Annotated in this window: 11 protein-coding genes; 5 read left to right on the top strand and 6 right to left on the bottom strand. The window is 55.9% G+C overall.

Annotated elements, in window-relative coordinates:
• Positions 1–87: 87 nt before the first annotated feature.
• Positions 88–591, bottom strand: coding sequence for a thiol peroxidase (tpx, locus tag HX773_RS00105; protein ID WP_008106454.1), 504 nt, complete (start codon positions 589–591; stop codon positions 88–90).
• A gap of 154 nt (positions 592–745) precedes the next feature.
• On the opposite strand from tpx, the gene ycjG reads away from it, so the two are divergent.
• Positions 746–1,732 carry an L-Ala-D/L-Glu epimerase gene (gene ycjG, locus HX773_RS00100; RefSeq protein WP_176969960.1) on the top strand — a complete coding sequence of 329 codons (987 nt, stop codon included), beginning with the start codon at positions 746–748 and terminating at the stop codon, positions 1,730–1,732.
• Here ycjG and mpaA read toward each other — a convergent pair.
• On the bottom strand, positions 1,701–2,414 hold the full coding sequence (gene mpaA, locus HX773_RS00095; RefSeq protein WP_176969959.1) for a murein tripeptide amidase MpaA: 714 nt from the start codon (positions 2,412–2,414) through the stop codon (positions 1,701–1,703). The genes ycjG and mpaA overlap by 32 nt on opposite strands.
• Before the next feature lie 209 nt (positions 2,415–2,623).
• On the opposite strand from mpaA, the gene HX773_RS00090 reads away from it, so the two are divergent.
• The 3 genes from HX773_RS00090 (at position 2,624) to HX773_RS00080 (ending at position 5,750) form a co-directional block, all read left to right on the top strand.
• The gene (locus HX773_RS00090; RefSeq protein WP_176969958.1) at positions 2,624–4,243 is read left to right on the top strand and encodes an ABC transporter substrate-binding protein; all 1,620 of its coding nucleotides are present in this window, start codon (positions 2,624–2,626) and stop codon (positions 4,241–4,243) included.
• Positions 4,244–4,364: 121 nt separating this feature from the next.
• The gene (gene zntB, locus HX773_RS00085) at positions 4,365–5,348 is read left to right on the top strand and encodes a zinc transporter ZntB (protein ID WP_008106446.1); all 984 of its coding nucleotides are present in this window, start codon (positions 4,365–4,367) and stop codon (positions 5,346–5,348) included.
• Positions 5,349–5,603: 255 nt separating this feature from the next.
• Positions 5,604–5,750 (top strand): hypothetical protein, encoded by a 147-nt coding sequence (locus tag HX773_RS00080; RefSeq protein WP_176969957.1) that lies wholly within the window; start codon positions 5,604–5,606, stop codon positions 5,748–5,750.
• Between the two features lie 50 nt (positions 5,751–5,800).
• Here HX773_RS00080 and ttcA read toward each other — a convergent pair whose 3' ends face one another.
• The 3 genes from ttcA to HX773_RS00065 form a co-directional block, all read right to left on the bottom strand.
• Positions 5,801–6,736 (bottom strand): tRNA 2-thiocytidine(32) synthetase TtcA, encoded by a 936-nt coding sequence (gene ttcA, locus HX773_RS00075; protein WP_176969956.1) that lies wholly within the window; start codon positions 6,734–6,736, stop codon positions 5,801–5,803.
• Between the two features lie 299 nt (positions 6,737–7,035).
• Positions 7,036–10,563, bottom strand: a complete 3,528-nt coding sequence (gene nifJ, locus HX773_RS00070; protein WP_176969955.1) for a pyruvate:ferredoxin (flavodoxin) oxidoreductase — start codon at positions 10,561–10,563, stop codon at positions 7,036–7,038.
• 138 nt (positions 10,564–10,701) lie between these two features.
• Complete coding sequence (locus HX773_RS00065) at positions 10,702–11,358, bottom strand: MgtC/SapB family protein (RefSeq protein ID WP_176969954.1); 657 nt, start codon at positions 11,356–11,358, stop codon at positions 10,702–10,704.
• Between the two features lie 189 nt (positions 11,359–11,547).
• Here HX773_RS00065 and HX773_RS00060 point away from each other — a divergent pair, with 189 nt between their 5' ends.
• Positions 11,548–11,820: a DUF333 domain-containing protein gene (locus HX773_RS00060; protein WP_061718809.1), complete on the top strand. Its 273-nt coding sequence runs from the start codon at positions 11,548–11,550 to the stop codon at positions 11,818–11,820.
• Positions 11,821–11,836: 16 nt separating this feature from the next.
• On the opposite strand, the gene HX773_RS00055 is transcribed toward HX773_RS00060, so the two are convergent.
• Positions 11,837–12,829 carry a 2-hydroxyacid dehydrogenase gene (locus HX773_RS00055; protein WP_008106432.1) on the bottom strand — a complete coding sequence of 331 codons (993 nt, stop codon included), beginning with the start codon at positions 12,827–12,829 and terminating at the stop codon, positions 11,837–11,839.
• Positions 12,830–12,842 lie beyond the last annotated feature (13 nt).

Genomic DNA, 12,842 nt, shown 5'->3' with positions numbered 1-12,842 from the left:
TAGAGCTATCCTGAAGGCGAGCATAAAAAAAGCACCGAAGGGTTAATCATTCGGTGCTTTCAGTCTCACCTGAAAGGTGGGTAAAAATTACTTCAGCGCAGCCAGCGCCGCATCATAGTTTGGCTCTTCGGTGATTTCATTCACCAGCTCGCTGTAAATTACTTTATCGTTTTCATCCAGCACCACCACGGCACGCGCGGTCAGGCCTTTCAGCGGGCCATCAGCAATCGCCACGCCATAGTTTTCTTTGAACTCAGCGCCACGCAGGGAAGAGAGCGTGATCACATTGCTGACGTTCTCTGCGCCACAGAAGCGTGACTGAGCGAAAGGCAGGTCGGAAGAGATGCACAGCACAACCGTGTTGTCCGCTTCACCTGAGCGCTCGTTAAACTTACGCACAGATGCCGCACACACGCCAGTATCAATGCTTGGGAAAATGTTCAGAACTTTGCGTTTGCCTGCATAATTAGCCAGGGATACGTCAGCAAGATCTTTTGCAACCAGGCTGAAAGGTTTAGCTTGCTCGCCAACTTGTGGGAACTGGCCTGCAACCGGCACCGGATTGCCCTGAAAGTGAACAGTCTGAGACATGCGATTTCCTTTTTTAACGATGAAATATCTGACTTTTGAAACGTCAGAACAGGTATAGCGCTTGTTTATGACATAATTTTTAAGGGTTTACGAGCGCATTTCCTGGCGATAATCGAGCCGGCTCGCATTTAAGCGACGGATTTAAGGAGAAATAATGAGAACAGTGAAGAGTTATCCGGAAGCCTGGCCGTTACATTCGCCGTTTGTTATTTCGCGCGGCAGCCGCACCGAGGCGCATGTTGTGGTGGTGGAAATCGAGCAGGATGGCGTTAAAGGCGTTGGCGAAGCGACGCCGTACGCGCGCTACGGTGAAAGTGAGGAATCGGTGCTCAAGCAGATCGCCTCACAGCTGAGCGCATTGCAAAGCGGCATGACGCGAGAAGCGCTGCAACAGGCGTTACCGGCAGGCGCGGCGCGCAACGCCATCGACTGCGCGCTGTGGGATTTGGCGCGTCAGCAGCAAGGTGAAAGTCTGGTGCAATTGTGCGCGGTGCAACTGGCCGACGAGATTGTCACCGCGCACACCATCAGCATTGATACGCCAGATGCGATGGCCAGCAGCGCGCAGGCGCTGTGGCAGCATGGCGCGCGTTTATTGAAAATCAAAATGGACGATCACCTGATCAGCGAACGTTTGGTGGCGATACGCAGCGCGGTACCGGACGCGACTTTGATTGTCGATGCCAACGAATCCTGGCATGCTGAAGGCCTGGCGGCACGCTGTCAGCTGCTGGCCGATCTCAATGTCGCCATGCTGGAACAGCCGCTGTCCGCCGCAGAAGACAGCGCGCTGGGCAACTTTATCCATCCGCTGCCGATTTGCGCCGATGAAAGCTGCCACACGCGTGAAAGCCTGCCGCAGCTGAAAGGGCGCTATGAGATGGTGAATATTAAGCTGGATAAAACCGGCGGATTAACGGAAGCGCTGGCGCTCGCAGAGGCGGCGCAGCAGCAGGGATTCGCGATTATGCTCGGCTGCATGCTTTGCACCTCGCGGGCGATTCGTGCGGCATTACCGCTGACGGCACGCGCGACCTTCGCGGATCTCGACGGTCCAACCTGGCTTGCGGCCGATGTTGAACCGTCGCTGCATTTCTCTCACGGCGTACTCAAGCCGCTGGCTGCCAGCGCAGCAGATTGATCATCGCTTCCAGATAGACTTCGGTGGCTTCGTCCACCGAAATCGGCGGCATCTCGGCGGTAATGCATAACAGGTCGAGGTCGTCGCACCAGCTACCAAACGAACCCGGCGTAGCATAACCCACGCTGCTCACCACCGGCAGCGCGGTCTGCTGCGCCAGCCACTGCGCTAAATCGCTGTGGTGCGGATCGTCAATACAAGCCAGCGGCTCATGCCACGAAACCACCCAACGCGGTTTGATCTGATGAATCAGCTGGCACAGCGCGCGGGTTTCTGGTTCGGAAGAGGGCGCTGAGCCGGTTGAGAGCACCACATCGCGCTCATCCGCTTCGCTGTTCCAGCGATACACCGTGTCGCCATTCTGCCAGTTAGCGGCGGGGAAGTTACGGTTGAGATCGACGCCGTTGGCGTTGGCGCGCAGCCCCAACTGACAACCATCGGGATTGACCGCCAGAATAACGTGATGACGACGCAATGCGTCCGGTAAGGTGCGCATAGCGCCCGATAAGGTGGCAATCGCGGCATTCTCATCGCCGTGCGTGCCAGCAATAATCAACCCGCTTTCGGCATTGGCGGCGGGTGCCGGAAACCACAGCAGCGGCGCGCCCAGCACCGATTGCCCGTATTGTTGCCAGACAGCGTCCAGCTTGCCGCGCAGCGGACGTGGATGGTATGACGACATGACGTTCCTCTATGAAATGCTTCCAACACCGCCAAAAGCCTTCTGGCGCTCAAGGTAAAAATGTGACCGGGAATCCAGCCTCAACATAACGGTAAATAGCCCGCGGGGAAATAGCTATATATCAATCAGCAATTTGCGATAAAGTGCCAAACGTTGCTGGCGACACAATCTCTTCGCGGTCGCCATTTTTTTCGCGTAAAGGAGTGGTGATGAAACTAACGTTCCGCAAGACGCTGTCTGCATTAATTGTAGCCAGTGCAGTCTCACCCGCATTCGCCGCCAACGTGCCGTCGGGCGCACAGCTGGCCAGCACCCAGGAAATCGTTCGCCATATTAAAGATGAACCCGCTTCACTCGATCCGATGAAGGCGGTTGGCTTGCCAGAAATTCAGGTGATGCGCGATCTGTTTGAAGGGCTGACCAATCAGGACGCCCACGGAAAAATCGTGCCGGGCGTGGCGCTAAGCTGGAGCAGCAACGACAACAAAACCTGGATCTTCACCCTGCGCAAAGATGCGCGCTGGTCAAATGGCGAGCCGGTTACCGCGCAGGATTTTGTGTATAGCTGGCAACGTTTAGTTGAGCCGAAGAACAGCTCGCCGTTTGCCTGGTTCGCCGCCTTGAGCGGCATTGAAAACGCGGAAGCGATCACCAAAGGGCAGATAAGCGCCGATAAGCTGGGCGTGACGGCAACCGATGCAACACATCTTAAGGTGACATTGTCACGCCCAGTGCCGTGGTTCCCGAGTATGGTCGCCAATGCCGCGATGTATCCGGTATCGCAGAAAGTGATTGAAAAAGAGGGCGATAGCTGGACGTCACCGGGCAAGCTGGTGGGCAATGGCGCTTATCAGCTGCAGGATCGCGTGGTGAACGAAAAAATCGTGTTGGTGCGCAACGCAAACTATTGGGATGACAAAAAATCGGTGCTGACGAAAGTTACCTTTATCCCAATTAATGAAGAGTCCAGCGCTACCAAACGTTATCGCGCTAACGATATCGATATCACCGAATCCTTCCCGAAAAACATGTATGCGCTGCTGAAGAAAGAGTTGCCTGGTCAGGTGTATACGCCGGATCAGCTTGGCACCTATTACTACGCGTTCAATACCGAGAAAGGGCCAACCGCCGATGTACGCGTGCGCAAGGCGCTGTCGTGGAGTATCGATCGTCGCATCATTGCGGAGAAAGTATTGGGTACCGGCGAGAAACCGGCCTGGCACTTCACGCCGGACGTTACCGCCGGTTTCACCCCGATGAAGAGCTATCTGCAGCAACACAGCCAGCAGGAGCTGAACGCGCAGGCCAAAGCATTGCTGACGGCGGCAGGTTATGGGCCGGGCAAACCGCTGCATTTGACGCTGCTCTACAACACGTCGGAAAGCCATCAGAAAATCGCTATCGCGGTGGCATCGATGTGGAAAAAGAATCTCGGCGTGGATGTCACCTTGCAAAATCAGGAGTGGAAAACCTATATCGACAGCCGTAACAGCGGCAGTTTCGATGTGATCCGCGCCTCGTGGATCGGCGATTATAACGAGCCTTCAACCTTCCTCAGCCTGCTGACCTCGACGCACACCGGCAATATCGCGCGCTTCCGCAGTGCCGATTACGATGCGGTGATCACCAAAGCCAGCACCGAAACCAGCGTTGCGGCGCGTAACACCGATTACAACAAAGCCGAGCAGATCATCGCCGATCAGGCACCGATCGCACCGATCTACCAATATACCAATGGCCGCTTAATCAAGCCGTGGGTGAAAGGTTATCCGATCACCAATCCAGAAGACGTGGCGTACAGCCGCGAGCTGTGGATTGAAAAGCATTAATCCCGCACATCCGCAGGCGGTGATTGTGACCGCCTGTCATCTTTGCTCACAGCCTGATGATTGCAACTGGTCTGCGCCACGCTAGACTGTATCGTATTGATTTTGATAGTGAGGCGAGTTCGTGAACGTCATTGAAGGAAAAGCGTTACAAGTATCCGATGCCATTGTGTCCTGTCAGCTGGATGGCGCAGGCGGCATGATCCCCATCGAAGATAAAGACGTCATCAACTGCGAACGTCCCTGCTGGTTGCACCTCAATTACACCCAACGGCAAAGTGCGGAATGGCTGCAAAACACGCCGCTGATCCCCGATTCGGTGCGTGACGCGCTGGCGGGCGACAGCATGCGTCCGCGCGTGACGCGGCTCGGTGACGGCTTCATGATTGTGCTGCGCAGCGTGAACCATAACGCCGATTCACGTCCCGACCAGCTGGTGGCGATGCGCGTGTTTATCAACGACAAGCTGATTGTTTCGACGCGCCGTCGCAAAGTGTACGCCATCGATGCCGTGTTGACCGATCTGCAAAACGGTAACGGTCCGGTTGATGGCGGCAGCTGGCTGGTGGATGTGTGCGATGCCTTAACCGATCACGCCAGCGAATTTATCGAAGAGATGCACGATAAAATTATCGAGCTGGAAGATGCGCTGATGAATCAGGAAGTGCCAGCGCGCGGCGATTTGGCGCTGCTGCGTAAACAGCTGATTGTGATGCGTCGTTATATGGCACCGCAGCGCGATGTCTATGCGCGGCTGGCCATCGAGAAGATGGCGTGGATGAACGACGACGACCGCCGCCGCATGCAAGAAGTTGCCGATCGCTTAGGTCGCGGATTGGACGATCTCAATGCAGGCGTGGCGCGTACCTCGATTCTGGCAGATGAAGTGGCGTCCATCCTTGCGGAATCGATGAACCGCCGCACTTACACTATGTCGTTGATGGCGATGATCTTCCTGCCGGCCACGTTTCTTACCGGTTTATTCGGCGTCAACCTCGGCGGCATTCCCGGCGGCAATTGGGCGCTGGGTTTCACCGCGTTCTGCGTGCTGCTGCTGGCGATGGTTGGCGGCGTGGCGATATGGCTGAAAAGGCGGAAATGGTTGTAAGGCAGAAAAGCGGATTAAACCTGATCGATATCAATATCCCGCCAGGGCAATCGGGGCAAACTCTTTCCCGCAGGTGAATGCAACGTCAAGCGATGGGCGTTGCGCTCCATATTGTCTTACTTCCTTTTTTGAATTACTGCATAGCACATTTGATTCGTACGACGCCGGCCTATCCGCCGGCTTTTTTTTGCCCGCTTGGCTTGCTCGGCTAACCTTTCCTATGCTTAAAGGACATTCAGCGACAAGGAGAAGGGCATGCAAGAGATCATTGCCAGCGAACCGATTCCTACCGATCCACCACCGATTCCCGAACCGATTCCACAACCGCAGCCAATACCACCCGCACAGCCTCCGTACGATCCCGAATTTCCACCGATCCAGGATCCACCGCCGCACCGCTAATAAAAAAGGCGCGTAGCCGAAGCGACGCGCCTTTTTTACAGCAAAATCGATTACTTAATTTCCAGCACATCAAGACGCACGCGAAGATTCGGCGCGTCGTCCTCTTCTGGCTGCCAGCCCGCAGGCTGCACCGGCAGGCTTTCGCGATCAAACGCCAAATCACCACCATCCACCACGGCATCACCGTGTTTGATGCCTTTGAAATCGAACAGATTGATGTCGGCCATATGTGATGGCACCACATTCTGCATCGCGGTAAACATGGTTTCGATACGGCCTGGATAACGCTTATCCCAGTCGCGCAGCATGTCGGCAACCACCTGACGTTGCAGATTCGGCTGCGAACCGCACAGGTTGCACGGAATGATCGGGAACTGGCGCGCTTCTGCAAAACGAATGATGTCTTTCTCGCGGCAATAAGCCAGCGGACGAATCACGATATGTTTACCGTCATCGCTCATCAGTTTTGGTGGCATGCCTTTCATCTTGCCGCCGTAGAACATGTTGAGGAACATGGTCTGCAGGATATCGTCGCGATGGTGACCTAAGGCGATTTTGCTACAACCCAACTCGGTGGCGGTGCGATACAGAATACCGCGGCGCAGACGCGAACAAAGCGAGCAGGTGGTTTTGCCTTCAGGAATCTTATCTTTAACGATGGAATAAGTGTCTTCGTTAACGATGTGATACTCAACGCCCTGTTGTTCCAGATAGGCTGGCAGAATATGTTCGGGGAAACCGGGCTGTTTCTGGTCGAGATTCACCGCCACCAGCGAGAAGTTCACCGGCGCGCTCTGCTGCAAATTACGCAGGATCTCCAGCATGGTGTAGCTGTCTTTACCACCGGACAGACAAACCATGATGCGATCGCCTTCTTCAATCATGTTGAAGTCAGCAATGGCTTCGCCCACGTTGCGACGCAAACGCTTCTGCAGTTTGTTGAGGTTGTACTGCTCTTTCTTTGTTACTTCTTGATTTTCTGACATTATTTTCACGCTTGAGAGTGAAGGCGAGGGCCGTTAGCGGCTGAAGTCATCTTCAGCGGCAATAAACCCTATAAACATGACTGCGTATGGTACGGATTGCGGGCGCGAATGCTAGCCTGAAGTGATCTCTTTTCTGAGGATAACGCACTAGCACGCCTTGCCATAACGACGGTAATGCTCATCAGTTAAGCGTCTTTCGGTCACCATAAATGGCGACCCTATAAGATTTTCGTAGGGTGCGCATTCATGCGCACCTGCATACATAGGCAATTTACTGCTTAAGCGCTGGGCTTTTTCATCTACTCGCTTTTCTCCGTTTTCCCTGCTAACTCGGCCAGCCGTTGATAACGCTGACTGGCGGCTTCCGTTGCATCGCGCCACAGCTGCGATGCTTCTTCTGGCCGCTGGGTTTGCAACTGGCGGAAACGCTGCTCGTTCATTAAGGCCTGTTCCAGTTCCGAGGTCGGCGCACGCGAATCCAGCGCCAGCGCGGCTTTGCCTTGCTCGGCGCGTCGTGGATCAAAGCGATAAAGCGGCCAGAAACCGCTGGTGGTCAGCAGGCGCATCTGCTCGTGGCTATAAGCCAGATCGTAGCCATGCTCTTCACACGGGCTGTAAGCGATGATCAGCGAGGGTCCCGGCCAGGCTTCCGCTTCCTGAATCGCTTTCACCGTTTGATTGAGCTGCGCGCCCAGCGAAATCTGCGCCACGTACACATGCCCGTACAGCAGCGTCGACATGCCGAGATCCTTACGCGCCTTGCGTTTCCCTTGTTCGCCAAACTTGGTCACCGCGCCGAGCGGCGTCGCTTTTGAGGCCTGGCCGCCCGTATTCGAGTAGCACTGCGTATCCAGCACCAGCACGTTGACGTTTTCACTCAGGCTCATAACGTGATCGAGGCCGCCGTAGCCAATGTCGTACGCCCAGCCATCGCCACCAATCAGCCAGACCGATTTCTCCACCAGCGCATCGGCTGCATCGTTTAACGCTTTGGCTTCAGCTTGCGGTGAAGCCGCGAGCAGGGCGCGCAGCTGTGAAATCTGCTCGCGTCGTTGCGAAATAGTGACATTGTCACCTGTTAATGCGTCAACTAAAGCCGCTGGTAATTGCGCCGCGCATTGCTCCAGCAACCTCAGCGCGCGCTGTTTCTGCTGGTCGACGCTCAAGCGGAAGCCCAGACCAAATTCGGCGTTATCTTCAAACAACGAATTCGCCCACGCCGGACCGCGACCTTCAGCATTGGTGGTGTAAGGCGTGGAAGGCAGATTGCCGCCATAAATGGAGGAGCAGCCGGTGGCATTGGCAATCAGCAGACGATCGCCATACAGCTGCGTCAGCAGTTTGATATAGGGCGTTTCCCCGCACCCCGAGCAGGCACCGGAATATTCAAACAGCGGCGTAATCAGCTGCGAGGTGCGGATATCAATACGTTCCAGCTGCTCGGCGGTGATCTCCGGCAGCGCGAGGAAGGCAGCGTAATTGACCTTTTCCGTCTCAACATGCTCCAGCCGTGATTTCATGTTGATAGCTTTGATTTCCGGATGTTGGCGGTCGCTGGCCGGGCACACTTCCACACACAGATTGCAGCCGGTGCAATCTTCCGGCGCTACCTGCAGCACGTATTTCTGTCCACGCATATCGCGCGATTTCACATCCAGAGAAGCGAGCGAAGCTGGCGCATCGTCCAGCGCTGCAGGATCAACCACTTTGGCGCGAATCGCCGAGTGCGGACAAGCGGCGACGCAATGGTTGCACTGGGTACAGAGATCGGGCTGCCAGATCGGCACGGCTTCGGCGATATTGCGCTTTTCCCATTGCGTGGTGCCAACTGGCCAGGTTCCATCAGGCGGCAGCGCCGAAACCGGCAGTTTATCGCCAAGGCCGGCCAGCATCGCTGCGGTGACGGTTTTGACGAAATCTGGCGCGCTATCGGATACCACCGGCGGGCGATGCGGACTGCGATCGTCTACCGGCTGCAGCGGCACCCTCTGCAGCGCTTGTTGTGCCATCGCCAGCGCCTGCCAGTTGCGCTGCACCAGCTCTTCGCCTTTGCTGCTGTAGCTGCGCGCAATGGCGTTTTGCAATTCAGATAATGCGCTATCGCCCGGTAAAATCTGGGTCAGCTGGAAAAAGGCCATCTGCATCACGGTGTTGATGCGCGCGCCCAGCTGGCATTCGCGGGCGATACGCGCAGCGTTGATCACATAGAAGCGCGCCTGTTTATCGTTGAGCTGGCTCTGCACTTCCTGCGGCAGGCGTGGCAACACTTCCTCAGCGCTGTAAGGCGTATTGAGCAGAAAAATCCCGCCCGGTTTAAGCTGATCGAGCATCGAATACTTGTCGATAAACTGCAGCTGATGGCAGCCAATAAAGTCGGCTTGCTGAATCAGGTAGGCGGATTGAATCGGATATTCACTGACGCGCAGATGGGAAACCGTCAGGCCGCCGGCTTTCTTCGAGTCGTAGACAAAATAACCCTGCACGTGCCACGGCGTAACGTTACCGATTATCTTCAGGTTGTTTTTACTGGCGCTGACGCTGCCGTCGCTGCCCAAACCATAAAATAGTGCTTCGAGCCGTGCGCGATTGGGCACGATATTGGCTTCCAGCGGCAGCGAAAGATGGGTGACGTCATCGTAAATGCCGACGGTAAAGCGCGCCGGCGGTTGATCGCGCTGCAAGGCACGAAACACCGCCAGCACCGCATCGGGTGCAAACTCTTTCGACGACAAACCATAGCGACCGCCGATCACCTTCGGCAGCGACGCGCGTTCGCCGCGGCTGTAGGCTTCTGCCAGCGCGGTCATCACATCCAGGAACAACGGTTCGCCGAGCGCGCCGGGCTCCTTGGTGCGATCGAGCACCGCAATTCGTTGGGCGGAAGCGGGGATCTTTTGCAGCAAATGCGCCGCCGAAAACGGGCGATAGAGGCGCACCTTCACCAGCCCGACTTTCTCGCCGCGCTGCAGCATCTCATCAATCGCCTCTTCAGCCGTGCCGCAGCCAGAGCCCATCATCACAATTACGCGCTCGGCCTGCGGGTGGCCGTAAAACTCAAACGGCTGATAGTGGCGGCCGGTATTTTCGCCAAATGCGGTCATTGCTGCCTCAACGTGCTGGGTGCAATCCTCGTACCAGCGGTTGGTGGCTTCGCGTGACTGGAAATAGGTATCAGGATTGGCGGATGTGCCGCGAATCGTTGGACGATCCGGCGTTAACGCACGGGCGCGATGGGCGTTAATCGCCTCGGCGGGCATCAGCGCCTGCAAGGTTTCATCGCTGATCGGCACGATCTTGTTGATCTCGTGCGAGGTGCGGAAGCCATCGAAGAAGTGGATAAAAGGGATGCGGCTATTCAGTGAGGCGATTTGTGAAATCAGGGCAAAATCCTGTGCTTCCTGCACGCTAGAGGCGCAGAGCTGCGCGCAGCCCGTTTGCCGCACCGCCATGACATCGGAGTGATCGCCAAAAATCGACAGCGCGTGCGTCGCCACGGTACGCGCCGCGACGTGCAGCACAAACGGCGTCAGCTGGCCCGCCAGTTTGTAGAGCGTCGGGATCATCAACAGCAATCCCTGCGAAGAGGTGAACGTGGTTGAGAGTGCGCCGGTTTGCAGTGCGCCGTGCACCGTGGCAATCGCGCCGCCTTCAGATTGCATCTCGACCACGCGCGGCACATCGCCCCAGATATTACGGCGGCCTTCGCCTGACCAGCTATCCGCCAGCTCGGCCATGGTGGAGCTGGGCGTGATGGGATAAATAGCAATCACTTCACTGGTGCGGAAGGCGACCGAAGCCACTGCACCGTTACCGTCGACGGTAATCATAAATCGTCCTTTGCTACGCTGAGAAACCCGCAAAATTTACGGGGGTTATCAGTTCAGTTTAGCAAAGGGCTATGACGCGACTTTTTCATCTGTGTGCTGGCGAGATGGCAGCGCACCGCAATCTAACATTGATGATTTTTACATCATCTCGAGCGACTGAACGCCTTTGATTTCCATCAATTTGTCATAGATGTTATGCATCGGCGTACGTCGTGACAATGTCACTTCTACGCTCAGTTCACACAGGCCAACCTCTTCATCACGGTTCACCACAGCGATATGGCCGTAACGCACATTCTCGCGTTGCAGCACCAGCAACACCAGCGGCACGCTTTTCGGTTTGAGGTGCACCAGCAGCGTATGATGACGGCCAATCAGCCAGTGACTGATGCGACGGAACGTCTCTAGCACCACCAGCGCCAGTACGGTGCCGTAAATGCCGATTTCATACATGCCGCTACCGATCACCAGACCAATCGCCGCCGTTACCCATAAACCGGCGGCGGTGGTGAGACCTTTCACCACTTGCTTCTGAATAATGATGGTACCGGCGCCGAGGAAGCCCATGCCGCTCACCACCTGCGCCGCAATACGACTGGGATCGAGCGCCACATGGTCGCTGACTAACATGTCGGCAAAGCCATATTTCGATACCAGCATAAACATCGCGCTGCCGATACCGACCAGAATATGCGTGCGCAATCCGGCCTCTTTGGCGCGTAGCTGCCGTTCCAGGCCGATCAGTCCGCCGAGAATCCCGGCCAGCGCGATGCGGATAAGCATATCCGTCAACATCGTTCTCTCCTTAATTGTTGATAAACAGACATTCCGCCGGGTGAAAAGGGCGGAAACATCTCAAACAGGATAATTCTGCTTGCAAACAATGAAATTAAATTTTGTAAAAAGCTGTGTCGCCTATCGATCCCTCACCGCACCTGACATATGCTGGTGCGACTTTTTCGCTCAATCCCCGGAGCCCCATCGATGAAAGCCGCTCTCTTCCTGCTGGCTGGCGCCACCTTGTTACTTTCTGCCTGCAGCAGCAACAGTGACAACGAACCGCCGCAACAAGCTACTGCCGCCCACGTACAACCGCGCGTTGTGATGTCATCAATGGCTGAAGTGAATTGCAGTAATGCCGGGGGATCGCTGGCGTTTTCGCGTCAGTTAGACGGTTCACGCATCGGTATGTGCCAGTTGGCGAATGGTCGTCGCTGTGACGAGCAGGCGCTGATGGGTGGAAGCTGCGCCCGCTAAGGCAGGCGCAGAAGGGTTAAGCGGTGACCTGATTCGGGCTGGTTTCGCCGCGTTCCAGCTGCTGCAAGTTGCTGAGCGTGGTTTCTGAAATTGCCGTCAAGGCTTCGGCGGTCAGGAAAGCCTGATGGCCGGTGAACAGCACGTTGTGACAGGCCGACAGACGACGGAACACATCATCCTGAATCACGTCATTCGATTTATCTTCAAAGAACAGATCGCGCTCGTTTTCATACACATCCATCCCCAGCGAACCAATTTTCTGCTGCTTCAGCGCATCGATCGCCGCCTGTGAATCAATCAAACCGCCACGGCTGGTGTTGATGATCATCACGCCATCTTTCATTTGGCTGAACGCCTGCGCGTTAAGCAGATGGTGGTTTTCCGGCGTAAGCGGACAGTGCAGCGTAATCACATCGGCTTCGGCGAACAGCGTTTTGAGATCGACATATTCCGCGCCCAACTCCAGCGCCGCCTGGCTTGGATAGGGATCGAACGCTAACAGACGCATGCCAAATCCCTTGAGGATACGCATCGCCGCGATACCAATCTTGCCGGTTCCGACCACGCCCGCGGTTTTGTTATGCATGTTGAAGCCGGTTAAGCCATCCAGCGAGAAGTTGGCGTCGCGCGTGCGTTGATAGGCGCGGTGAATGCGACGATTCAGCGTCATCATCAGGCCAACCGCATGTTCCGCCACCGCTTCTGGCGAATACGCCGGAACGCGCACCACGTTTAAGCCCAGCGCTTTCGCCGCCGCCAGATCGACGTTATTGAAACCGGCACAGCGCAGCGCAATGTGCTTCACGCCCAGCGCCGCCAACTCTTCCAGCACTTCTTTGCTGGCATCATCGTTGACGAAAATACACACCGCATCACAGCCCGCGGCGTTTTTCGCCGTCGCCGGTGTCAGCAGGAAGTCAAAAAACTGCAGCTCAAATCCGTAGCTGCCGTTGACGTGTTCGAGGTATTTCTGGTCGTAATGCTTGGTGCTGTAAACCGCAACTTTCATTGTTTCGCTCCTG

The organism is Pantoea sp. B9002 (assembly GCF_013385945.1).
Lineage (GTDB): Bacteria > Pseudomonadota > Gammaproteobacteria > Enterobacterales > Enterobacteriaceae > Pantoea.
Note: the sequence above shows the minus strand (reverse complement) of the source record. Positions and strands in the feature narration are given on the sequence as shown.